The sequence below is a fragment of the Microlunatus panaciterrae genome (assembly GCF_016907535.1).
GTDB classification, from domain to species: domain Bacteria; phylum Actinomycetota; class Actinomycetes; order Propionibacteriales; family Propionibacteriaceae; genus Microlunatus; species Microlunatus panaciterrae.
This window is the reverse complement of the sequence record NZ_JAFBCF010000001.1, coordinates 2,846,212-2,869,047: the sequence shown is the minus strand read 5'-3', so window position 1 is coordinate 2,869,047 and position 22,836 is coordinate 2,846,212. Positions and strand designations below refer to the sequence as shown.

Annotated in this window: 18 protein-coding genes; 11 read left to right on the top strand and 7 right to left on the bottom strand. The window is 68.7% G+C overall.

Annotation, left to right across the window (positions count from 1 at the left end):
- Positions 1-19: 19 nt before the first annotated feature.
- The 3 genes from JOE57_RS13130 to JOE57_RS13120 form a co-directional block, all read right to left on the bottom strand.
- Positions 20-1,147 carry a BMP family ABC transporter substrate-binding protein gene (locus JOE57_RS13130; protein ID WP_204918624.1) on the bottom strand — a complete coding sequence of 376 codons (1,128 nt, stop codon included), beginning with the start codon at positions 1,145-1,147 and terminating at the stop codon, positions 20-22.
- A gap of 313 nt (positions 1,148-1,460) precedes the next feature.
- On the bottom strand, positions 1,461-2,708 hold the full coding sequence (locus JOE57_RS13125) for an amidohydrolase (RefSeq protein ID WP_204918622.1): 1,248 nt from the start codon (positions 2,706-2,708) through the stop codon (positions 1,461-1,463).
- Positions 2,709-2,785: 77 nt separating this feature from the next.
- The gene (locus tag JOE57_RS13120) at positions 2,786-4,366 is read right to left on the bottom strand and encodes an acyl-CoA mutase large subunit family protein (RefSeq protein ID WP_204918620.1); all 1,581 of its coding nucleotides are present in this window, start codon (positions 4,364-4,366) and stop codon (positions 2,786-2,788) included.
- Between the two features lie 272 nt (positions 4,367-4,638).
- Between JOE57_RS13120 and JOE57_RS13115 the strand changes: the two genes are divergently transcribed.
- Genes JOE57_RS13115 through JOE57_RS13090 form a run of 6 tightly spaced genes read left to right on the top strand, consistent with a single transcriptional unit; the run spans position 4,639 to position 10,783 of the window.
- The gene (locus JOE57_RS13115; RefSeq protein ID WP_204918619.1) at positions 4,639-5,724 is read left to right on the top strand and encodes an ABC transporter permease; all 1,086 of its coding nucleotides are present in this window, start codon (positions 4,639-4,641) and stop codon (positions 5,722-5,724) included.
- 1 nt (position 5,725) lies between these two features.
- The gene (locus JOE57_RS13110) at positions 5,726-6,613 is read left to right on the top strand and encodes an ABC transporter permease subunit (RefSeq protein ID WP_204918617.1); all 888 of its coding nucleotides are present in this window, start codon (positions 5,726-5,728) and stop codon (positions 6,611-6,613) included.
- A gap of 23 nt (positions 6,614-6,636) precedes the next feature.
- Positions 6,637-7,701 (top strand): ABC transporter ATP-binding protein, encoded by a 1,065-nt coding sequence (locus JOE57_RS13105; RefSeq protein WP_204918615.1) that lies wholly within the window; start codon positions 6,637-6,639, stop codon positions 7,699-7,701.
- On the top strand, positions 7,694-8,731 hold the full coding sequence (locus tag JOE57_RS13100; RefSeq protein WP_204918613.1) for an oligopeptide/dipeptide ABC transporter ATP-binding protein: 1,038 nt from the start codon (positions 7,694-7,696) through the stop codon (positions 8,729-8,731). Before JOE57_RS13105 ends, JOE57_RS13100 begins: the two co-directional genes overlap by 8 nt.
- A complete protein-coding gene (locus tag JOE57_RS13095) occupies positions 8,728-8,949 on the top strand; it encodes a hypothetical protein (protein ID WP_204918611.1) in 222 nt (73 codons plus the stop codon). The genes JOE57_RS13100 and JOE57_RS13095 overlap by 4 nt, the downstream gene beginning before the upstream one ends.
- Positions 8,950-8,959: 10 nt before the next feature.
- Entirely contained in the window at positions 8,960-10,783 is a 1,824-nt protein-coding gene (locus JOE57_RS13090) for an ABC transporter substrate-binding protein (RefSeq protein ID WP_204918609.1), read from the top strand.
- Between the two features lie 229 nt (positions 10,784-11,012).
- On the opposite strand, the gene JOE57_RS13085 is transcribed toward JOE57_RS13090, so the two are convergent.
- Positions 11,013-11,216, bottom strand: coding sequence for a cold-shock protein (locus JOE57_RS13085; RefSeq protein WP_204918607.1), 204 nt, complete (start codon positions 11,214-11,216; stop codon positions 11,013-11,015).
- 148 nt (positions 11,217-11,364) lie between these two features.
- Positions 11,365-12,663, bottom strand: coding sequence for an aminoglycoside phosphotransferase family protein (locus JOE57_RS13080; RefSeq protein ID WP_204918605.1), 1,299 nt, complete (start codon positions 12,661-12,663; stop codon positions 11,365-11,367).
- A gap of 97 nt (positions 12,664-12,760) precedes the next feature.
- Here JOE57_RS13080 and JOE57_RS13075 point away from each other — a divergent pair, with 97 nt between their 5' ends.
- The 5 genes from JOE57_RS13075 (at position 12,761) to JOE57_RS13055 (ending at position 20,276) form a co-directional block, all read left to right on the top strand.
- Positions 12,761-14,632, top strand: coding sequence for a Na+/H+ antiporter (locus JOE57_RS13075; RefSeq protein ID WP_338041298.1), 1,872 nt, complete (start codon positions 12,761-12,763; stop codon positions 14,630-14,632).
- Positions 14,633-14,928: 296 nt separating this feature from the next.
- The gene (locus tag JOE57_RS13070; protein ID WP_204918603.1) at positions 14,929-16,572 is read left to right on the top strand and encodes a S8/S53 family peptidase; all 1,644 of its coding nucleotides are present in this window, start codon (positions 14,929-14,931) and stop codon (positions 16,570-16,572) included.
- Entirely contained in the window at positions 16,569-17,177 is a 609-nt protein-coding gene (locus JOE57_RS13065) for an RNA polymerase sigma factor (RefSeq protein WP_204918601.1), read from the top strand. Before JOE57_RS13070 ends, JOE57_RS13065 begins: the two co-directional genes overlap by 4 nt.
- The gene (locus JOE57_RS13060) at positions 17,174-17,683 is read left to right on the top strand and encodes a hypothetical protein (RefSeq protein ID WP_204918599.1); all 510 of its coding nucleotides are present in this window, start codon (positions 17,174-17,176) and stop codon (positions 17,681-17,683) included. The genes JOE57_RS13065 and JOE57_RS13060 overlap by 4 nt, the downstream gene beginning before the upstream one ends.
- Positions 17,684-17,690: 7 nt before the next feature.
- The gene (locus tag JOE57_RS13055; protein ID WP_204918598.1) at positions 17,691-20,276 is read left to right on the top strand and encodes a CHAT domain-containing protein; all 2,586 of its coding nucleotides are present in this window, start codon (positions 17,691-17,693) and stop codon (positions 20,274-20,276) included.
- A 17-nt stretch (positions 20,277-20,293) separates the two neighbouring features.
- Here the strand turns inward: JOE57_RS13055 and trpS are convergent, their stop codons facing one another.
- Both trpS and JOE57_RS13045 read right to left on the bottom strand, forming a co-directional pair.
- Complete coding sequence (gene trpS / locus JOE57_RS13050; RefSeq protein WP_204918596.1) at positions 20,294-21,301, bottom strand: tryptophan--tRNA ligase; 1,008 nt, start codon at positions 21,299-21,301, stop codon at positions 20,294-20,296.
- A gap of 41 nt (positions 21,302-21,342) precedes the next feature.
- On the bottom strand, positions 21,343-22,701 hold the full coding sequence (locus tag JOE57_RS13045) for a hemolysin family protein (protein ID WP_204918594.1): 1,359 nt from the start codon (positions 22,699-22,701) through the stop codon (positions 21,343-21,345).
- Between the last annotated feature and the right edge of the window lie 135 nt (positions 22,702-22,836).

The following is a 22,836-nucleotide window of genomic DNA, read 5'->3' as shown; positions in this document are numbered from 1 at the left end:
CCTCTCGTGTCCTCCTCGGTCAGCTCGTGGGCTGCGAGGCCGACTCGATCTTGATCGTGCCCGACACGATGTCGGCCTTGATCTTGTCCAGCTCGGACTTCAGCTCGGCCGGGACCTTGGAGTCGAAGTCGTGGAACGGGGTCAGCCCGGTGCCGCCATTCTCCAACGTGCCGACGTACGGGTCGGCCGAGAAGCTGCCGTCCTTCGACGCCTTGATCGCTGCCAGTACGGCCACATCCATGCCCTTGGCCACGCTCGAGATGATCTGCGGGCAGTAGTCCTTGGCGCTGACGCAGCCGTCGGTGTCCACCCAGATGGCGTTGACCTTGCCCTTACTCGCCTTCGCCGACTGCAGCGCACCCTTGCCGGAGGGTCCGGCGACCGGGAAGATGATGTCTGCGCCCTGGCTGATCAGGTTGTTGGCCGTCCGCTGGCCGCCGGGGACGTCCTCGAACGGGCTGTCACCCGGGACGAACTGCCCATCCTGCTTGGCCGCGTTCCAGCCGAGCACCTTGACCGAGCCGCTCTTCTGCTTGTTGTAGTAGTCGACGCCCTGGGCGTACCCGTCCATGAAGATGGTCACGGTGGGGATCTTGGCGCCGCCGAAGGTGCCGACCTTCTTGGTCTTGGTCATCCCCGCCGCCAGGTAGCCGGCCATGAAGCTCGACTGGGCGGTGTTGAAGACCAGCGGCTTGAGGTTGTCCAGCCCCTTGAACTTGTCGTCATTGGAGTCGACGATGGCGAAGTCGATGTCGGGGTTGGCCTTGGCGGCCGCCGCGGTGGCATCGGCCAGCAGGAACCCGACGGTCACGATCATGTTGCACTTCGCGTCGACCATCGACTGGATGTTCTTGGCGTAGTCGGCGGTGGCGTTGGACTCCACCTCACCGGTCTGGATGCCCAGCTGCTCCTTGGCGTCGGTCAGCCCCTTGTAGGAGGTCTGGTTGAAGGAGGCGTCGTCGAAGCCGCCCGAGTCGGAGACCATGCATGCCTTGAAGTCCCCGGCGCCGGCAGCGCTGGGCGTCGAGCTGGGGCTGCTGCTCGGAGCCGCGCTCGAGCCTCCGGTGCCGGGCGGTTGGGCGCATCCACCCAGGGTGAGGGCCAGGGCGCTGAGCACGGCGGGGGCGAGCAGAAGGGACTTCTTCACGTAATGCCTCCTAGGCATGTTTCCGACTGAATGCCCATCAGGTGAGGATGGCCCGCGGGACTTTGCGCGGAAACTGTAACTCGTACCGAACGATTCGTCGTGCCAAGAGGCGGATCTCGCCGATCGCGGTATGCGTTTGTGACCAAAGCCGCGGGGTGGATTCACGCGGTCACGGCCAAGAACTCGCGTCATGACGACTTCTGGACCCTGATCCGGGCTTGAGGAGGCACAGAAGTCGCGTTCTGACGACTTCTCGCAGGGGTGGGTGGCGGCTGCTGCGGCTCGGGGCGGTGGGGGAAGAGCGCTTACGCGGTCAGGGAGAAGGGGGCGGGGTGACGCCGGCGCGGGTCACCACTGCCAGCAGCAGCTTGGCGCCGACGGCGATACAGCGCTCGTCCACGGTGAAGGTGGGCTGATGGATGTCGGCGAACTCGACCGCGCCGGGGGTGCGGACGCCGAGCCGTGCCATCGCACCGGGCAGCTTCTGCAGCATCCAGGAGAAGTCCTCCCCACCGAGGGACTGCTCGGTCGGGACGACGCTGGTCGGACCCAGCACCGCCTCGGCAGCCTCGGTCAGCCGGAGTACGCCTTCGGCGTGGTTGACCGTCGGCGGAACGCCGGGAGTGACCAGTACGTCGATCGACACCCTGAACGGCGCGACCAGCTGGGTGGCGAGCTCGGGCAGCAGCTGCTCGGCTGCCCGCCAGCCGCTGACGTCCAGGGAACGGAGCGTGCCCTCGATCTCGCCGCGTTGCGGGATGGCGTTGGAGGCCGAGCCCGACCGGATCCGGCCCCAGATCAGCGAGGCGCCGCTGCGCGGGTCCACCCGGCGGGAGAGCAGCAGCGGCAGGGAGGTGGCCAGCACGCCGAGCGCACCGACCAGGTCCGCGGTCAGATGCGGACGCGAGGTGTGTCCGCCGGGCCCGCTCAGCCTGATCAGCACCCGGTCCGCGGCCGAGGTCACCGCTCCGACCTTCAAGCCGACGTGCCCGACATCGGTCCGCGGGTCGCAGTGCAGCGCGTACACCTCGCGGACCCCCTGCAGGGCGCCTCCGTCGATCGCCGACAGGGCTCCGCCCGGGGTGCTCTCCTCGGCCGGCTGGAAGATCAGCCGGACCCCATGGCGGAGCAGGCCCCGGTCCCGCAACCGCACCAGCGCCAGCCCGACCCCGAGCACGACCGTCGTATGCACGTCGTGACCGCAGGCGTGGCAGACACCGGGGTTTCGCGAGGCGTAGGCCACATCCTTGCCGTCGTCGATGGGGAGCGCGTCGATGTCGGCGCGCAGCCCGATCAGCCCCTTCGAGTCGGCGACCCCGGCCGGCAGCACGTCACAGTAGGCACCCGTGCCGACCGGAAGCACCACCGGATCGAGCCCCACCGCACGCAGCAGCTGGACGATCTTGGCGGTGGTGCGGTGCTCGGCGTAGCCGACCTCCGGGTGGGCGTGGAGGTCACGACGGATCGAGATCAGCTCGTCGGTCAGGGCGTCCACCTCTTCGGCCACTGCCGCCCGAAGCTCGCTCTGCGCCCTGCCCTGCTGGGTACTGACCATCCGCATCCGGTCAGTTTCTCACGTCAGCTCGCCGGGACCGTGCCGACCACGGGCCGGCGGCTGCCCCGTCCGCCGCTCGCCGTTCAGAAGGACTCGGTCGGCACGTAGCTGCCCCACTCGGCACGCAGGGCGTCACAGACCTCACCAACCGTGGCCCGCAGCGCCAGGGCCGCCTTCAGCGGAGGCAGCACGTTGTCGCTGCCCCGGGCGGCCACCCGGACCGCCGCCAGCGCCTGCTCGACGGCGGCGCCGTCCCGCTCGGACCGGAGCCGGGTCAACCGGTCGACTTGGGCCGTCTCCACCGCCGGATCCAGCCGGAGCGGCTCGTAGGGTTCCTCCTCATCCAGAGCAAACCGGTTGACCCCCACCACCACCCGCTCGCCGCTGTCGATCTGCTGGCTGATCTGGTACGCCGACCGCTCGATCTCGGACTTCTGGAAGCCCTGCTCGATGGCGGCCACTGCGCCGCCGCGGTCCTCCACCGCCGCCATCAGCTGCCGGGCCACCGCCTCCACGTCGTCGGTCAGCGACTCGACCGCGTAGGACCCGGCGAACGGGTCGACCGTCTTGGTGATGTCGGTCTCGTACGCGAGCACCTGCTGGGTCCGCAGCGCCAGCCGGGCCGCCTTCTGGGTCGGCAGCGCGATGGCCTCGTCGAAGGAGTTGGTGTGCAGCGACTGGGTCCCGCCCAGTACGGCCGCCAGCGCCTGCACCGCCACCCGCACCAGGTTCACCTCGGGCTGCTGCGCGGTCAGCTGCACACCGGCCGTCTGGGTATGGAAGCGCAGCATCATCGACTTCGGGTTCCGGGCGCCGAACCGGTCGCGCATCAGCTGGGCCCAGATCCGGCGGGCCGCTCGGAACTTCGCCACCTCCTCCAGCAGCGTCGTCCGGGAGACGAAGAAGAAGGACAGCCGGGGGGCGAAGTCGTCCACCGCCAGACCGGCGTCCAGCGCAGCCTGGACGTAGGCGATGGCGTTCGCGAGAGTGAAGGCGATCTCCTGCGCCGGGGTCGCCCCCGCCTCGGCCATGTGGTAGCCGGAGATCGAGATGGTGTTCCAGCGCGGCAGGTGCTCGGCGCAGTAGGCGAAGGTGTCGCTCACCAGCCGGAGCGACTGCTGCGGCGGGTAGATGTAGGTGCCGCGGGCGATGTACTCCTTGAGGACGTCGTTCTGCACGGTGCCGGTCAGCGCGACGGCCGGCACCCCCTGCTCCTCGGCCACCAGCTGGTAGAGCAGCAGCAGCACCGCGGCCGGGGCGTTGATCGTCATCGAGGTGGACACATCGGCGAGCGGGATCCGGTCGAACAGCATCCGCATGTCATCGACCGAGTCGATGGCCACCCCGACCTTGCCGACCTCGCCGGCGGCGAGTGGCGCGTCGGAGTCGTAACCCATCTGGGTGGGCAGGTCGAAGGCGACGGACAGGCCGGTGGTGCCGTGCCCGATCAGCTCGCGGTAGCGCGCGTTGGACTCGGCCGCGGTGCCGAAGCCGGCGTACTGCCGCATCGTCCACGGCCGCGCCGTGTACATCGAGGGATAGATGCCCCGCGTGTACGGGAACTCACCCGGGGTCCCGAGCGCCTGGGACGGGTCGAACCCGGCCAGCGCCTCATCGGTGTAGAGCGACTCGAAGGGGGTTCCCGACTCCGTGGTCCCGGCCATGCTGGCTCCCTCTCGGTCCGGGCCTCCCCCTGCGGGCGCCGGTCGGTGTTGACTCTGGCATGCTCGCACAGCCGGCGCTCGACGAGGTGAGGGCCGGTGACGGCAGCGGTGCCGAGGTCACAAGCATGTAAATTCGTGCGCGAATTGGGCAGTAAAACGTCAACAATGCTAGCCATCTCCGGGAAAGGCGGCTACGCTCATCTCGCGGCTCAGGGGAGTCGCTTGATCATGCCTTGGAACTGCAGGGCTCTTGCCACGGGTGGAGGAGATGCATGACGACTGCCAGCGTCACGGCGGAACGCCGAACCAGCGAGGCCAGTTTCGGGGTCGTGCTGCGTAAGGTTCGGAACAGCTATGTGCTCCGCCGCATCCTGCGGGCACTCTTCGTCATCTACCTGGTCGCCACCGGCGTCTTCTTCATGGTGCGGCTGCTGCCGGGCAACCCGGTGGACGTCTACATCAACAGCCAGATAGCCATGTACGGGAAGTCCTACGAGACGGCGGCGGCGGAGGCGGCGGCGCTGTTCAGCTTCGACCCGGGCACCCCGATGTGGCGGCAGTACGTGGACTACCTGGTCGGCATCGTCCGCGGCGACCTCGGCATGTCGATTCTCTCGCCCGGCACCTCGGTCGTGCAGAAGATCGCCCTGCATCTGCCCTGGACGCTGTTCAGCGTCGGTCTGGCGATGATCATCTCGGTGTCGATCGGCCTGCTGCTGGGGATGGTGATGGCCTACCGCCGCGGTGGCATCATCGACCACGGCGTCTCCACCCTCGGCAGCGTGCTGCACGCCATCCCCAACTACCTGTTCGCGATCATGGTCGTCGTGATCGGGGCGGTCCAGCTGCACCTGATCGACTTCACCAGGATGCGTGGCCACAGCACTCCGGGGGTGACCCCCGAGTTCTCCTTCCGCTACCTGTCGGATGCGCTCTACCACGCCACCCTGCCGATGGTCGTCTACATCTTCACCACGGTGGGCACCTGGGCACTGGTGATGAAGTCCTCCACTACCCAGATCCTCGGCGAGGACTACGTGACCGTCGCCCGCGCCCGCGGCCTCGGCGACGGCCGGATCCGCTCGATGTATGTCGGCCGCAACGCGGTGCTCCCGTTGGTGGCCCAGATCGCGACCCAGGCTGGCTTCGTCGTCGGCGGGGCCATCTTCGTCGAGCAGACCTTCTCCTACGACGGGATCGGGATCACCCTCTTCCAGTCGATCAACGCCCGCGACTACCCGGTCATCCAGGGGATCCTGCTGGTCATCACGATCACCGTCGTGCTGGCCAACCTGATAGCTGACCTTGTCTACAGCGTGCTGGATCCGCGGATCCGCACCGGGGAACGGGAGGACTGAGGTGACCCAGCCCACTGCCGCCATCGTCACGCCGCGCGCGAGCGCGGTGCAAGGATTCTTCCGCGAGCTCACCCGGAGCAAGAGCGGCTTCGTCGGACTGATCATCGTGCTGCTGATCGTCGGCATGTCAGCCATCGGGCCGCTGGTCGTCGACCCGTCCAACCCCACCGACGTGAACGCCATCTGGGGACGCCCCAGTGCAGCCCATTGGCTCGGCACCGACGGCGCCGGCAAGGACACCTTCAAGCAGATCGTCCTGGGCGGCCGCACGGTGGTCTTCGTCGGCTTCGCCGCCGCCGCCATTACGACAGTGATCGCCGTCGTGATCGGCTCCCTGGCCGCCTACTTCCGGGGCAGGTTCGATGCAGTCATGCTGCAGATCACCGATGTGGTGATGACCATCCCGCAGATCGTGCTGCTGGCCGTGATGGGCGCCTTCTTCCGGCTGGACTCCCCGCTCTGGTTGGCACTGCTGATCGGTGCGCTGTCCTGGCCGATCCTAATGCGCTCGATCCGGGCTCAGGTGCTGTCGCTGAAAGAGCGCGAGTTCGTCGAGGCGGCGCGGCTGCTCGACCTCGGCACCTTCCGGGTCGTGTTCGGCGAGATCGTGCCGAACATGGCCTCCTACATCCTGATCAACTTCATCATCGCTGTCACCAACGCGATCTACGCCCTGGTCGGCCTCTACCTGCTCGGTCTGGCGCCGCTGGCCGGCTCCAACTGGGGCATCATGATCAACGATGCCTGGATGAAGGGGGCCATGTTCCAGAACGACGCGCTGCCCTACATCCTCTCCCCGGTCGCGATGATCGTCCTGCTGCAGCTGGGCCTGATCATGCTGACCAGGACGCTCGAAGAGATCCTCAACCCGAGGCTGAGGGACAAGTGAGCCGGCAACTCGAGGAGGCACCCATGCGGCAGACGGCAGCGTCAGACGCCGAACCCATTCTGTCCGCCCGCGACCTGGTGGTGGCCTACCGCACCGGTGACGGCAAGAGCGTCGAGGCGGTCCGAGGCATCGACTTCGACCTCTACCCGAACCAGTCGCTGGCCCTGGTGGGTGAGTCCGGCTGCGGCAAGACCACCCTCGGGCTGGGGCTGCTGCGGCTGCTGCCCCGGCTGGGCAGCATCCCCCGGGGTGACGTCACCTACCGCTACCGCGACGGCAGGACCATCGACGTCACCGAGTTGGGCAAGAAGGACCTGCGGCGCTGGCGGTGGCGTGAGGCGGCCATGGTGTTCCAGGGTGCGATGAACGCCTTCAACCCGGTGCTGAAGATCATCGACCACATGTCCGAGACGCTGAAGGCGCATCCGGAGAAGAACTCGCCGAAGACCAGGACCCAGATCTACGACCGGAGTGCGGAGCTGCTGCGCTCGGTCCGGCTCGAGCCACGCCAGGTGCTGGACAGCTATCCGCACGAGCTGTCCGGGGGGATGCGCCAACGAGTTCTGATCGCCATGAGCCTGCTGCTGGAGCCGCAGCTGCTGATCCTCGACGAACCCACCACGGCCCTGGACATCCTGACCCAGCGAGCCATCGTCGACGTCCTGGCCGAGCTGCGCGACAAGTACAAGTTCGCGATGATCTTCATCTCTCACGACCTGGCGCTGGCCGCCGAGCTGGCCGACCGGGTCGCCACCATGTATGCGGGACGCATCATCGAGACCGGTAATGTGCGCGACATCTTCTACGGTCCGAGACATCCCTACACGTCGGGTCTGATCAACGCGGTCCCACCGGTGGTCGGTGACCTGCCGGAGCTGGCCTCCATCCCGGGCAACCCGCCCGGCCTGAACGCGCTGCCCCAGGGCTGCAGCTTCAACCCACGCTGCAGCTACGTCATCGACGAGTGCCACACGGTCGAACCCGAGCTGCTCACCATCACCGAGCGCCCCGCCGGCATGACCCACGCAGCCGCCTGCCTGCGCTGGCAGGACGTGCAGCACGAACGGAAGGTGATCGCCCGTGCCTGACCAGAACGACAGCACACAGCCGCTGATCAGGCTGACCGGAGTCTCGCAGACGTTCCGCAGCAAGAAGGGCGACATCCCGGCCGTCGACGATGTGAGCTTCTCCGTCGGACCGGGTGAGGTGCTCTGCCTGGTCGGTGAGTCCGGCTGCGGAAAGACCACCAGCGCCCGGGCTGCGGCCGGGTTGACCAAGCCGACCGGCGGCACGGTGGAGTTCGAGGGCAAGGACATCTGGTCGATGTCCAAGCAGGAGTTCACTAGCTTCCGCAAGTCGGTGCAGTACGTGCACCAGGACCCGTACGCCTCGCTGAATCCCATCCGCAATATCTTCAAGACGGTGTCGACACCGCTGCGCAAGCACGGCATCGCCAAGAACGGCCGGGACGCCTGGGAGCAGTCGGCCCGGCTGCTGGAGAAGGTCTCGCTGACCCCGGCCGAGAACTACCTGTCGAAGTTCCCGCATCAGCTCTCCGGCGGCCAACGGCAGCGGGTCGCCGTGGCCCGGGCGCTGTCGCTGAACCCCAGGCTGATCATCGCCGACGAGTCGACCTCGATGCTGGACGTCTCCATCCGGGTGGGCATGTTGAACATGCTCGGCAAGCTCCGAGATGAACTCGGCATCGGCTTCCTGTTCATCACCCACGACCTGGCCATCGCCAAGTACTTCGGCTGGCAGGGCAAGACGGCGGTGATGTACCTGGGTCGGGTGGTGGAGTTCGGGCCGACCCCGGACGTGATCAATCACCCCAAGCACCCCTACACCAGGGCGCTGCTGGATGCCGTGCCCGAACCGGACCCGGACCTGACCCAGACCAAGAAGCCTGGTGGAGGGCTGCGCTCGTCCGAGATCCCGAGTCTGCGGGACCTGCCGAGCGGCTGCACCTTCCATCCGCGCTGCCCACTGTTCGAGCCCGGACTCTGCGACGGCATCAGCCCGCAGCTGGCGGCCGTCTCAGCCACCCGCGAGGTGTCCTGCCACGTCGTCGCCCGGTCGGTCGCGGCCGAGTCGTCGAGCGCCGGAACCGCCACGTGAGCCGGCCGGGAACCGATCCCGGACCGCTGTCGCCGGTCGCCAGGGGCGTGATCAGCGTCGCCTCGTTCGTCGTGGCGGGCTCGCTCCTGATGCTCCTCTTCGTCCATCCCGGCACTGCCGAGTTCGTGATCACGGTGACCACGCTCTGCATCGGCCTGGGGATGGGACTCATCGCCGTACCCGTCATCCGCAGTCACCGACGTAACACCTTTCACTAGGAGGATCTTCATGACCACGCCCGAGCATCTCTTTCTGTCTCGGCGCTCGCTGCTGCAACTCGTCGGGCTGTCCGCAGCCGGCGTGGGCGGTTTCGGCGCTCTGACCTCCTGCGCCCCGGCGCAGCCTGACAGCCCACAGTCCGGTGGCGAGTTCCACGGCGCCTGGCCGTACAAGCAGCCGCCCGAGGGCAACTTCAACAACGCCGGCAACCCGTTCGGTGGTCTGCCCTACCGCATCCTGTCCGACGGCATCTACGGTGACCTGATCTGCCTGCCGTCCGCCTACTACTACTGGGCCGACAAGAAGTGGGAGATGATGCTGGCCGAGTCGTACAAGCTCGACGAGGCCGCCAAGACGTTCACCGTCAAGATCAAGTCCGGACTCAAGTGGAGCGACGGCAAGGACCTGACCTCCAAGGACTACCTGACGACGTTCTACTGCCAGTACATCCTGCGGACGTCGCTGTGGAGCTTCGTGGACAAGATCGAGGCACCCGACGACACCACCTTCGTGCTGACCATGAACTCGCCGTCGACGGTCGTCGAGCGCTACATCCTGCGCAGCAACATCATCTCCACCGCCGTCTTCGGTGAGATGGCCGACAAGGCGAAGGCACTGCACGAGTCCGGCAAGGACATGGACTCCCCCGACGGCCAGACGCTCAGCTCCGACTTCAACAAGCTGCTGCCGAAGGAGTACGTCGCGAACGGTCCGTACAACCTGGACTACAAGTCGATCTCCAACACCCAGGTCACCCTGGTCAAGAACAAGACCGGCTACGCGGCCGACAAGGTCAAGTTCGAGAAGATCGTGGTGTACAACGGCGAGACCCCAGAGGTGACGCCGCTTGTGCAGAGCAAGGACGTCGACTTCGCCACCCATGGCTTCCCGACCGCGTCGGAGAAGTCGTTCATGCAGGAGGGCTTCCGCATCCTGCGGGCTCCGGTCTACTCCGGCCCGGCGATCCTGTTCAACCTGGACAAGCTCGAGGAGTTCAAGGACCCGCGGGCCCGGCAGGCGATCGCGCATGCGCTGGACCGCAACACCAACGGCACGGTCGCGCTGGGTGACTCCGGCAAGGGAGTCCAGTACATGGCCGGGTTCTCCGACGCGCAGCTGGACGACTGGCTGTCGGCCGAGGACAAGGGCAAGCTCAACACCTACGACTTCGACAAGGACGCCGCGGCCAAGCTGCTGCAGCAGGCGGGCTGGAAGAAGAGCGGCAAGAGCTGGATGAAGCCGGACGGCAAGCCGGCCCAGTACGAGATCTCGTTCCCGCAGCCGTTCGCCGACTGGTCCGCAGCGGCGACGAACGCGGCCGAGCAGCTGAGCAACTTCGGCATCAAGGTCACCCCGCGCGGCGTCGACGACAAGCAGGCGCCGGTCGACATCGACAAGGGCAACTTCCAGCTGGCGATCCAGGGCTGGGGAGCGTCCAATCACCCGCACCCGTACTTCGCCTTCGTCCAGGACCTGTTCACCCACAACATCCCGATCGCCAAGAACCAGGGCGGCAAGGGGATGGCGTTCGAGCTCAAGACGACCACCAAGGCCTTCGGCAAGGTGGACCTGACCGAGATCGTCACGGCAGCGGGCCAGGGCCTCAACGAGGCCGAGCAGAAGGCCAACGTGACCAAGGCCGCGATCGCCTTCAACGAGTTGCTGCCGATGGTGCCGCTGTTCGAGCGCTACGGCAACAACCCGGCGCTCGAGGGCAAGCGGGTCAAGAAGTTCATGGCCGACGACGACCCGATCCTGAAGAACGCGCCGTACGCCGACAACTACGTGATCATCTGGCTGCTGCTGGGCAAGCTGGAGCCCGCGTCCGCCTGAGGCGTCGGCTCAGCCCTGACCGGCAGCTGACACGGAACGGCAACTGACCCTAAACGGCAACTGACACGGAACGGCAACGGCCGGGTCCAGGTTCATCCTGGGCCCGGCCGCTTGTCGTGCCGGCCCGGCACGGTCCAGGGACAGCAAAACGCAGCCGGCCCCAGCGTGAGCTGGGGCCGGCTGCGTTGCTACGTGGATCAGGCCGGCTCACCGAGGTGAGCCGAGATGATCACAGCGGGCGAATGTTCTCCGCCTGCGGACCCTTCGGGCCCTGGGCGATGTCGAACTCGACCTGCTGGTTCTCGTCCAGCGACCGGAAACCGGTGCTGGCGATCGCGGAGTAGTGGGCGAAGACATCAGCGCTGCCATCTTCGGGGGCGATGAATCCATAGCCCTTTTCAGCGTTGAACCACTTCACGGTACCTGTTGCCATTACGTTCAATCCTTTGATGCGTTAGTCCGACCCCGGCTCCCGGGATCGCGAGGCCGGTGCCTTACCAACGCTTCCGCGCAAAGGCAATCAACTTCAGGCTCAAGCCTAACCTAGTGCGCACAGATGCACCACTCGCGGTGCAGATGGCTCAGCCGGCGGAGCGGATCAACGCCTCTGCGGCCCCCACGATCATCGTCGTCTCCCGCTCCCAGTGCGGCTCCTGACCACGGTAGGGCCCGGTGGCCAGCGAGATCGCCACCGCCGCCGCGCGCAGTCGCAGCTCGACCGGGTCGACCCGTTCGTCGAACACCGGCACCCAGCTCTGTACCAGCCGGTGGACCCTGGCGGCCTGCTCGGCGTTCATCCGTTGCACGGTCGAGAGGTGCGCCACCAGACAGGCCAGGTCGTCCGCACGGCGTCCCGGACCGACGGTGTCGACGTCGAGGATTCCCGAGATCCGACCTGCCGCGTCGACGAACACCTGACCCTCGTGGAAGTCGCCGTGGGTGGGCTCGTCGCCGGGCGGTGTCCCCCGCAGCCCGGAGAGGATCTGCTCCACCATCGCTGTCAGCCTGGTCTCCAGGCTCGGCATCGCCGCAGACACCATGGCGGCGTACTGCTCCACCGCATCGGTCCACGGGTTGCGACGAGACAGCTGCGCCACGGCGGCCGGCATCGCGTCCAGAACGGCGATCAGGCTCTCGGCCGTGCAGGGTGGCTCCGGATCGAAGATCGCCTGTGCCAGCGGCCGGCCCGGCAGCTCCCGCAGCACCAGCAGGTGGTCCGGGGTGGCGGCGGCGATGGGCGGCGCCGGCACCCCCGCGGCGAGCAGCAGCTCGTGACGCCGCCGGACACCGTCGAACAGCTGCTGTCGCAGCGACTTGACGAAGAACACCCGCTGGCTGCCGTCGGGCATGATCACCCAGGCTCTCAGCACGGCTCGGCGGCGGGGCCGGTAGCCAATCATCTCCAGCCCGACGTTCGCCGCCGCCACCGGCATCCCGACGACGTCGTACTCGGTCAACAGGGCCGCCATGTCCTCGACGAACGCCGCCCGCAGCAGACCCGGCAGCTCGGGGTCCCTGGGGTACAGCCAGACAGCCACCTCCCGATCCCCGTCGGCGAAGATGACGGCCTGCTCGTCGGAGGTGGTGCGCTGGCCGGCCCGGGTGCTGGCCCCCAGCAGCTCGGTCCGGCGACCGAACGGCCAGTCGATCACCGCGCTGTAGGTGGCGGTCGTGCTGCGGTTCGGGTTCGCGTCGACGTGGTCCAGCTCCCAGGACACCAGGGAGCCGCCACCGTGGCTGACCGCCGCCTCGAGCAGCCCCGCCACCTCGGCGGAGGTCAGGAGTCTCGAGCCGTCCCGGTCATCGGCCGTGGTACCCAACGTCGCAGCTCCTCGCTCGCACCATGTCCTCACCCTGATCCTTCCCGCAGATCCTCGCATGTGCGCGGCGGCGACCGCGACCGGGCGAGGGCGCGGTCGCCCGAGGCGCCGGAGAACGTGGCATCGGACCGCTCGGAGGGTCTGGCACCATGGTCCGGTGGAGATCGCGCTCGGAATCGTGCTGCTGGCCGCCTGCGTGATCGCGGTCACCGCCGCCGCCGAACGGGTCGGGCTCTCCGCCCCGCTGCTGCTGATGGTGGTCGGCATCGGCCTCTCCTTCGTGCCCTTCATCCCCGACATCCACCTGAGTTCCGGGGTGGTGCTGTTCGGGATGCTGCCGCCGCTGCTGTATGCGGCGGCGATCCGGACCTCCGTGATCGACTTCAGGGCCAACCAGCGGGCGATCGGCTTCTTGTCGATCGCGCTGGTCGCGATCACCGCCCTGGGGGTCGGCCTGGTCGTCTGGCTGATCCTGCCGGTGCCGTTCGCGGTCGCCTTCGCCATCGGTGCCGTGGTGGCGCCGCCGGACGCCGTCGCCGCCACCTCGATCGCGCGCAGGGTCGGCCTGCCCCGCCGGCTGGTCACGATCCTGGAGGGCGAGTCGCTGGTCAACGACGCGACCGCGATCACCTGCCTGCGGGTGGCGATCCTCGCCATGGCGGGATCGGTCACCGTCGGCAACATCACGCTGGCCTTCGTGATCGCCGCCGGCGGCGGAGCGCTGGTCGGACTTGCGGTTGCCTGGATTGCCGGCATGGTGCGCAAGCGGATCACCGAGCCCTTGTTCGACAACGCCATCTCGCTGCTGCTGCCCTTCTGTGCCTACCTCCCTGCCGAGGCCATCAGGTTCGGGCACTTCCATCCGTCGGGGGTGATCGCCGTAGTGGTGACCGGGCTGCTGCTGGGGCACAAGGCGCCCATCATCCAGACCGCCCAGTCGCGGCTGAGCGAGCGGACGAACTGGGGCACCATCAAGTTCCTGCTGGAGAACTCGGTGTTCTTCCTGATCGGGCTGCAGGCACACTGGATCTTCGCCGGGGTGGCCCACTCACCGTTGCATGCCGGCGTCATCACCTGGTTGTGCGTCGCCGTACTGCTGGCGGTGATCCTGCTGCGACTGGTGTGGGTGGCGGCGGCGAGCCTGCTGCTGTTCCGCAATGGTCGGCGGTTGAGCCCCGACTGGCCGTCGGTGCTGATCATCGGCTGGGCGGGGATGCGCGGCGTGGTGACTCTTGCCGCGGCGTTCCTACTGCCGGAACAGACCCCGCACCGGGAGGTGCTGCTGCTGGTCGCCATGGTGGTCACTGCCGGAACGCTGCTGCTGCAGGGGCTGACGCTGCCGTGGCTGAGTCGCCGCTTCGGCCTGCGCGGGCCCGAGCCGCGCGAGGACGCCCTGCAGACAGCGGCGGTGCTGCAGGCCTCCACCCGGGCGGCGCTGCGGACACTCGACCGGATCAGGAAACCCACCGACTCCGAACAGACCCTGGAGCTGCTGCGCTCCCGGATGCGGGACCGCCCGAACGCCATCTGGGAGCGGTTGGGCAGCGCGAGCGACCTGGAGACGCCGGCCGAGGAGTACCGTCGGCTGCGGCTGGAGACCCTGGAGGCGGAGCGCGCCGAGGTGCTGCGGATCCGCTACCGCGGCAAGGTGGACCATGAGGTGATCGACCTGGTGCTGAGCCAGCTCGACATCGAGGAGTCGATGCTCGACGCGGTCGCCGACCGGGCCGAGCAGCTGCGCCAGGAGCCGCTGGTCTCCCCCATCGCCACCGACGAGTGCGAGCACCTGGCGGCGGCGCCGACCGTCATCCGGCCGATCGGCCCAGGGGTCTGCCTGGACTGCGAACGGGAGGGGACCCGGCCGGTGCACCTTCGGCTGTGCCTGACCTGCGGCAACATCGGCTGCTGCGACTCCTCGGTCGGCAACCATGCCACCAAGCACTTCGCCGCCACCGGTCACCCGGTGATGCGGAGCTTCGAGTCCGGCGAGCGTTGGCGCTGGTGCTACCTCCACGAGCAGCTCGGCTAGCTCGGCCCCACCAGCCGGCCGCCGATGCCCGATGCCCTGCTGGTCGCCACCCCCACCCGTACGGGGCCAGGGAAACTGTCACTCGGCCAGGCAAATTTGCCTGGCTGAGTGACAGTTTCCCAAGTCGGCATGGGATTCCGGCACCCCGGTCGACACCCCGCTCGGCACCCCCGCTCGGCCGGGCATCTTGCGGCGGGGTATCAAACCTCCCCAGGGCGACTCTTTTCCGATATGAATGGGCTTGGGAGGAGCGGTACTCGGTGGCGGGCCGGCGCCCGCAGAGGGGGGGTCTCCGGATGACACCGGAGCAGCGCAGGCAGACCAGGAAGACTGCCGCGCCCCGACCTCGCCAGGCGGCGACCCAGCCGCAACGGCTGCCCCCGAGAACGGAGCTGCTCGCCCGGCACAACGGTCGGGCCCTCGACCCGACTCAGGCGGTCAGACTCCGTGGTCAGCGCCTCGACCCGACCATCTACGCCGGTGACCGGCTGCTGATCCGCCCGACCAGCAACGAGCAGGAGGTCGTGGACAAGCTGCGCAGGGCCGCAGACGCGCACGACCTCGACATCACCATCGACCCGATCGACCGGCGGCTGCGCCGGATGGCACGCGATGCCGGCATCACCCCGGAGGAGGCGCAGCCGCTGCTCGCCCGGGTGCACCTGATGCCACGCTGGACCGGCGCCCCGCAGGCGCCGCCGGACGCCTGGCCGGTGCTGCAGACCTTCCGGGCGATGTTCGGCGCCCGCGACCGGACCAGGAACTCGGTCCAGCTCGACCACCTGATGACCTCGGCCGACGGACCCAACGTGACCGGCAACCCGTACTGGAAGATCCCCGGCACCGAGGCCAACCCGTACTGGAAGATCCCCGGCACCGGCAGCTACGGCGAGCCGGGCTGGGGAGCGCGCACGCCGGTGACCTGGATCGGGCCGGCGCCACTGCGCTGCCCGGACGCCTGGCTGGACGGCCGGCGGCGTCCGGTGGTTGCGATCCTGGACACCGGCGTGGGCGAACATGACTGGCTGCCGGACGGCATCGTCGACCGCAGGCCGACCTGCGGTGCGCTGCGGATCGGGCTCACCGACCCGGCCACCAACCCCGAGCTGACCGGCGTGGTCACCAACGAGCTCACCGGCAACCTGGACGCCGACGCCGGACACGGCACCTTCATCGCCGGGCTGGTCCGGCAGAAGTGCCCGGACGCCAACCTGCTCGCGATCCGGGTGATCCAGGGCGACGGCGTGGTCACCGAGGGTGACCTGCTGGAGGCGTTGAACATGCTCTGGCTGCGGCAGAAGCTGGCCATCATCCAGGGCGACCCGGCCAAGCTGATCGACGTCGTCTCACTGTCCCTCGGCTACTACCATGAGCAGCCGTCCGATGCTGCGTTCGACCCGTTGCTGTTGACCCCGTTGCGGGCACTCGGCGAGCTCGGTGTCGCGGTGGTCACCTCCGCCGGCAACGACGCGACCGTACGTCCGATGTTCCCCGCCGCCTTCGCCCCACATCCCAGCGGGCTGATCAAGCGGAACGAACGCAACGTGCTGCCGATCGTCAGTGTCGGCGCCCTCAACCCCGACGGCAGCATCGCCCTGTTCTCCAACGACGGCCCCTGGGTGCGGGTCTGGCGGCCCGGCGCCTCGCTGATCAGCACCCTGCCGACCACCTTCGACGCCGCCGGCCAACCCGTCTCCGAGACCGTCTACCGCGGCGAGGTGCGAGCCACCGTCGACCCGGACGACTTCTCCTCCGGCTTCGGTTCCTGGAGCGGTACGTCGTTCGCCGCACCGATCCTGGCCGGCGACATCGCCGAATGGCTCAACACCTCGCACCAACTGCGTGAGTCGATCGCCCCCGCCACCGCCGCCGACCAGGCCCTGGACGCCGGATGGCAGGCCCTCACCGCGCTCGTTCCCCGGCTCAGGAGGCCGTCATGACTGGTGGGATCATCGAAGAGAGCAGGGCCGGCGAGGACAGTCTCGCCGGTCGGGCCGGCCGGGCGTTCGCGGCCTATCGCGACGGCGACGAGACCCGGATGGCCGAGCTGGTGAGGATGCTGACGCCGATCCTGTGGCACACCGCCCGGTCGATGCGGCTCGACAGCCAGACCGCCGAGGATGTGGTGCAGAGCGTCTGGCTGGTGCTGGTCCGCAAGGCGGACTCGATCACCGAGCCGCTGGCGTTGCTGCAGTGGATGTTGGTGACGACGAAGAGGGAGGCGTGGCGAGTGTCGCGGATCCAGGCCCGGACCCGACCGGAGGACTTCGACGGACCGGGTGCGCCCGACTCGGACAGTGGCGAAGCGGTCGAGGACGAGGTGCTGCGTGGTGACACCGACGCCAAGCTGTGGCGACATATCGAGGCGCTGCCGGAACGCTGCCGAGCGCTGCTGCGGGTGATCGCGTTCGCCGACCGGCCCGACTATGCGGAGCTGGCCAAGGCGCTCGGGATGCCGCAGGGCAGCATCGGGCCGACTCGGGGACGGTGCCTGGCGAAGCTCCGCCTGGCCCTCAGCAACGACCCTGCATGGGAGGCACGATGAACGCATCACAAGAGGATCGGGAGATCGAGCTCTCGCTCCAGCCGCTGGACGCCGACGACCAGGCCGTGCTGAACGCCCTTCGCGCGTTCTATGACGAGACCGACCCGGTGCCCGAGTCCCTGGTGGAGAAGATCCAGTTCGAGCTGACCCTGGATGCGCTGCACACCGAGGTGGCCAACCTGATCCAGATGGAGTCGGTCGGTACGGCCGTCCGCGGCTCGGCCACCGAGGCGGTACGCACCGTGACGTTCACCAGCGAGAGCCTCACCACCATGGTGACCATCACCCCGCAGCCGGACGGGACCGTCCGGGTGGACGGCTGGGCCTCGCCGGGGGCCGGGCTGACCGTCCAGGTGCTGCTCGCGCACGACACGGTGGAGACGGTGGCCGACGAGGACGGTCGGTTCGCGCTCGAGGGACTGCCCGCCGGGCTGGCCAAGTTCGCCCTGAGGGTGCCGAAGGGCGAGGAAAGCTCAATGGTGATCAGTCCGACGATCGAGCTCTAAGGACACTATGGGGGAACCGGTCACCGAATCCAGCGCGTTGCACCGGCTGGCCATGGTGCATTTCGACCGTGGTCGGTTGGACCTGGCACGCCGCAAGCTGTTGGCCGCGCTGGAGAGGTTGGACCGACCCGAGCTCGGCGTCAATGCCGAGGCTCTCGCAGTCAGGGTTCGGGTGCTGATCACCCTCTACAACGTGGAGGCGGAGCTCAGCGGCCGGCCCTACCGGCGCGAGCTGCTGGACCAGGCCGACCAGATCGTGTCCGGGATCGGGGCCGAGGCGCTGGCGTTCGCGATCGACAACGCCCGCGGCCTACGGGCGATGCGCGACGGTGACGAGGACGAGGCGCTGCGGCATTTCGCCAGCGCCGAGGAGCATCTGGCCGAGGCGCCGGTCGAGGATGCCTGCATCCTGCTGCTCAACCGTGGCACGCTGCGGCTGCAGCAGCTCGATCTGGCCGAGGCTCGGGCCGACTTCGAACGATGCATCGCCCTGGTAAGCGCTCAGCAGTCCGACGACAGCCTGCTGAACCTGGCCTTCATGGCGCGCCACAACCTCGGCTACCTGGAGTACCTGGCGGGCAACATCCCGGCTGCCCTGCAGACCATGGACCAGGCCGCCGGGATGCCGATCGACGGCTCGCGGGGCATCTCCTACCTGGACAAGGCCCGGGTGCTCATCGCCGCCGGACTGATCGACGCGGCCGACCGCACCCTGCTGCTGGCGGAGGACGAGTTCCGCCGCGGCCGGCTGCACCAGGAGCTGGCCGAGACCGAGCTGGCCCGGGCCGAGTGCGCGATGCTGGCCCGCGATCTCGCCTCGGCCCGCAAGCTCGCCGGGTCGGCCCGGACGCGCTTCAAACGCCGGGGCAACGACCGCTGGCGCCGGATCGCCGAGCTGACCCTGCTGCAGGCCGACCTGGCGGCCGGCCGGCCGGCGTCCCTGCTGGTCGCGCCGGCCCTGCGGCTGGAGCGCGAGTTCACCGACCACGGGCTGGAGCTGCAGGCGCGGACGGCCGGGCTGATCGCCTGTGCGGCACTGGCGGCCGCGGACCGGCTGCCGGAGGCCAGGGAGCGCTTCGCCCGGGTGCACAAGATCGAGCCGACCGATCCGATCACCATCAAGCTGCAGCAGCGGGCGGTCGGCGCCGAGCTCGCCCTGGCCTCCGCCGACCGCGGCTCGGCCCGAGCCGAGATCCGCCAGGGTCTGCGCGAGCTCACCCGACACCAGGCGCAGTTCGGGAGCATCGACCTGCAGACCTCCAGTGCCATCCACGGCCGGCGGCTGGTCGAGCTCGACCTGGACACGGCGTTCAGCAGCCACCGGCCGGATGCCCTGTTCAGTGCGGTCGAACGGGGCCGTGCCATCTCGCGCCGGCTGACCGCCGTCACCCCACCGGTCGGCGAGTCCGCCGAGCTGCTGGCCGAACTGCGGCACCTGACCGAGATCATCCGCAGCATCAGCGACGATCCGACGGCGATCGAGGTGGTGGGCCAGATGCGCCAGCGCACCTCGGCGCTGTACACCGAGCTGAGCTCCATCTCCTGGCGGGCGCTCGGCGCCGGCCGGCCGACACCGCCGGCAACGATGGCTGACGTCCGGACCGAGATCGAGCGCCGGAACCAGGTGCTGGTCACCTTCTGCGTGTTCCGCAACACCTGGTCGGCGATCGTGCTCGGCGACGGCCCGCCGCGGCTGGTCGAGCTGCCCCGGGCCGACCAGACGCCCGAACTGGTCCGACGGGCCCAGGCAGACCTGAATGTGCTGGCCTACAGCTCGTTGCCCACGGAGATGCGCAATACGGTGACCGGTTCCCTGCAGCACACGATGCAGCGGTTGGACGACACGTTGATCGCCCCGCTCAGCCTCGGCGACCGACCAGTGGTGCTGGTCCCGACCGGCGCCCTGGCCGCCTTCAGCTGGAACTGCCTGCCGTCGCTGCGCGGGCGGTCGATCGTCGTCTCGCCGACCGCCACCCGGTGGCTGGCGAACGCGCTGTCGCTGACCCACCCGGTGGCGTCGGTGACGGTGGACGTGCTCGCCGGCCCCGGGCTCGGCACCGCCCAGGGCGAGGCGACGGCGGTGGCCGCGGCCTGGCGCACGCTGCGGCCCGACACTCGGGCCACCGCCTATGTGGGTGCCGAGGCCACCCGCGACCAGCTCAGCAGCGCGCTCGCGTCAGCGACCGTGGTGCACGTCGCCGCGCACGGCTCACACCAACGCCAGAACCCGCTGTTCTCGTCGCTGCAGCTGGCCGACGGCCCGTTGTTCGCCTACGAGATCGAGCAGGACCCGATCGCTGCGCACGTCATCCTGTCCGCCTGTGAGCTCGGACAGAACACGCTGCGGCCCGGTGACGAGACGTTGGGACTGACCAGCGTGCTGCTGCAGCGCGGTGCGCGCTGCGTGGTGGCCGGGGTGGCCCAGGTGGGTGACGAGATCGCCGGTCAGGTGATGGCGTCCTACCACCGCCGGCTCGCCGCCGGCTCCGATGCCGCCTCGGCGCTGGCTGCCGCTGTGGTCGAGGTTGACCAGCCGTTCGTACCCTTCGTCTGCTTCGGGGCGTCCTGGCGGCTGGGAACCGGCCAGGCTTGAGGACACCCGCGTTCTGGTCAGCGCGGCGGCAGCAGCCCCACCTTGGCATAGACCTCGGTGACCGACTTGCTGGCCACCTCCCGGGCCCTGGCCGCGCCGCGGGCCAGGATCGCCTGCAGCTCGGTCCGTTCCCCCATCAGCTCCAGCGTGCGCTCCCGGAACGGGGTGGCGAACCCGGCCACCGCGTCGGCAACGGCCCCCTTCAGGTCGCCGTAGCCCTTGCCGGCGAACTGGTCCACCAGGTCGGGGATGGCGGTGCCGGAGAAGGCCGACAGGATGGTCAGCAGGTTGGAGACGCCCGGCTTGGCCTGCTCGTCGAAGATGATCTCCCGGCCGGAGTCGGTCACCGCCGACTTCAACTTCTTGACCAGCTTCTTCTCGTCCTCGAGCAGCTCGACCAGACCGTTGGGCGAGGAACCGGTCTTGCTCATCTTCATGGTGGGGTCCTGCAGGTCCTGGATCTTGCCGACCGACTTGAGGATGTACGGCTCCGGCACGACGAACGTCTCGCCGTAGCGGGCGTTGAACCGCTGGGCCAGGTCACGGGTCAGCTCGAGATGCTGTCGCTGGTCCTCCCCCACCGGCACCTGGTCGGCCTGGTGGACGAGGATGTCGGCCGCCATCAGCACCGGGTAGGTGAACAGGCCGACGTTGGCGCTTTCCGTGCCGGCCTTGCCGACCTTGTCCTTGAACTGGGTCATCCGGCTGGCCTGTCCGAAGCCGGTCAGGCAGCCCAGCACCCAGCTCAGCTGGGTGTGCTCGGGCACGTGCGACTGGATGAAGAGGGTGGAGCGCTCGGGGTCCACGCCGGCCGCGATCAGCTGCGCCGCACCCCGGAGGGTGTTGTCATGCAGCTCCTGCGGGTCCATCTCGACGGTGAGGGCGTGCAGGTCCGCGATGCCGTAGAAGGCGTCGTGGTCGTCCTGCAGCGGCACCCACTGGCGCAGCGCACCCAGGTAGTTGCCCAGGTGGAAGGACTGTGCGGTCGGCTGGATGAGCGAGAGCACCCGTGGCAGAGACGACATGGCCACATTGTTTCACGCCCTTCCGACCGGTTCGACCGGGTTCAGCCGACGGTGGCGCTGCCGTCCGCCGGCTCGGGCGCGGGCACCGGCGCACCCTCCACCCGCTGGGCGAGGAACCGGGCCGCGCGGCGACCATCCAGCTCGATCAGGGCCAGCCGGATCGTGGCCACCACCTCGTCGTCCGCGGCCGACGGCACCTCGATCTCGAGCACGTCGTCGCTGGCCGGGATCCGCCCCAACTGAGCCATGAAGTAGCCGGCGACGGTGTCGTAGGGACCCTCGGGCAGGACGTAGCCCGTCTTCTCCGCGAACTCATCCAGGGTCGACAGGCCGTCGATCTCCACCTCGCCGCTGAGGTGTTCGCGCTCCTCCGTCACCACGTCGTACTCGTCGGTGATGTCACCGACCAGCTCCTCGACCAGATCCTCCATGGTCACGATGCCGGCCGTACCGCCGTACTCGTCCAGCACGATGGCCAGGTGGGCGGCGGAGCGTCGCATGTCGGTCAGGGCGCGCAGCACCCGCACCGTGTCCGGCAGGGACATCACCGGACGGGCCAGTTCGGAGACCGGCGTCGAGCGGGAGCTGACCTCGGGGTCCAGCAGGTCCCGGACGTGCACGAAGCCGATCACATCGTCGGCGGAGTCACCCATCACCGGATAGCGGGAATGCGGCGACTGGCTGATCTCGCGGACCGCCTTGTGGGCCGGCATGTCCCCGGGCAGGAAGTCGACCTCGGTGCGGGGCAGCATCACCTCCCGCAGTCCCCGCTCGCCGGCGGCGAACACGTCGTCGACGATCTGACGCTCCTCGTCGCCGAGCGTCTGCGAGCCGCTGACCAGCGCGCGGATCTCCTCGTCGGAAACCTCCTCCCGGGAGGCCTGCGGGTCGCCGCCGAGCAGCCGGACAGCGACGTCGGTCGAGACACCGAGCAGCCAGATCACCGGCCGGGCCAGCTTGGCGATGAAGTCCACCAGCGGCGACAGGGCCAGCGCGAAAGTCTCCGCCCGCTGCAGAGCGAGACGTTTGGCGGCCAGTTCCCCGAGCACGATCGAGACGTAGGAGATGACGACGGTGATCAGCACCAGGGCGACAGCGTCGGCAAGCCCATGACCGAGACCCAGCCGCTGAAGCACCGGGGAGAGATCTCCGGCGAGGGTCGCGCCACCGAACGCAGCGGACAGGAATCCCGACAGGGTGACCCCCACCTGCACTGCGGACAGGAACCGGTTGGGATCCGAGGTCAGCCGGGCAAGGGTCTGGCCGCGCTTGCCCCGATGGCTCAGCTGTTTGACCTGGCTGTCGCGGAGCGAGACCAGAGCCATCTCGGCTGCGGCGAACACCCCGCCGACGGCGATGAAGAGGAAAATCAGCACGATATTCAGCACGGTGTCGTTCATCGGGCGCTCTCCGCTGTGCGCTCCCGCAGACGACGGTGGGCCGCTGCAGCCCACCCAGGTTGACGGGCCCCGGTGGGGGCCCAGGGTCTATGGCTGTCGCCGTCGTCCGAGCCCGGGTCGACGTCCCCGGGCTCG

Excerpts from the sequence above, each read along its gene's own strand:
- JOE57_RS13125 (WP_204918622.1), bottom strand. The coding sequence starts at position 2,708 with ATGCGGATGGTCAGTACCCAGCAGGGCAGGGCGCAGAGCGAGCTTCGG.
- JOE57_RS13120 (WP_204918620.1), bottom strand. The coding sequence starts at position 4,366 with ATGGCCGGGACCACGGAGTCGGGAACCCCCTTCGAGTCGCTCTACACC.
- JOE57_RS13115 (WP_204918619.1), top strand. The coding sequence starts at position 4,639 with ATGACGACTGCCAGCGTCACGGCGGAACGCCGAACCAGCGAGGCCAGT.
- JOE57_RS13105 (WP_204918615.1), top strand. The coding sequence starts at position 6,637 with ATGCGGCAGACGGCAGCGTCAGACGCCGAACCCATTCTGTCCGCCCGC.
- JOE57_RS13090 (WP_204918609.1), top strand. The coding sequence starts at position 8,960 with ATGACCACGCCCGAGCATCTCTTTCTGTCTCGGCGCTCGCTGCTGCAA.
- JOE57_RS13085 (WP_204918607.1), bottom strand. The coding sequence starts at position 11,216 with ATGGCAACAGGTACCGTGAAGTGGTTCAACGCTGAAAAGGGCTATGGA.
- JOE57_RS13080 (WP_204918605.1), bottom strand. The coding sequence starts at position 12,663 with ATGCGAGGATCTGCGGGAAGGATCAGGGTGAGGACATGGTGCGAGCGA.
- JOE57_RS13070 (WP_204918603.1), top strand. The coding sequence starts at position 14,929 with ATGACACCGGAGCAGCGCAGGCAGACCAGGAAGACTGCCGCGCCCCGA.
- JOE57_RS13065 (WP_204918601.1), top strand. The coding sequence starts at position 16,569 with ATGACTGGTGGGATCATCGAAGAGAGCAGGGCCGGCGAGGACAGTCTC.
- JOE57_RS13060 (WP_204918599.1), top strand. The coding sequence starts at position 17,174 with ATGAACGCATCACAAGAGGATCGGGAGATCGAGCTCTCGCTCCAGCCG.
- JOE57_RS13055 (WP_204918598.1), top strand. The coding sequence starts at position 17,691 with ATGGGGGAACCGGTCACCGAATCCAGCGCGTTGCACCGGCTGGCCATG.
- trpS (WP_204918596.1), bottom strand. The coding sequence starts at position 21,301 with ATGTCGTCTCTGCCACGGGTGCTCTCGCTCATCCAGCCGACCGCACAG.
- JOE57_RS13045 (WP_204918594.1), bottom strand. The coding sequence starts at position 22,701 with ATGAACGACACCGTGCTGAATATCGTGCTGATTTTCCTCTTCATCGCC.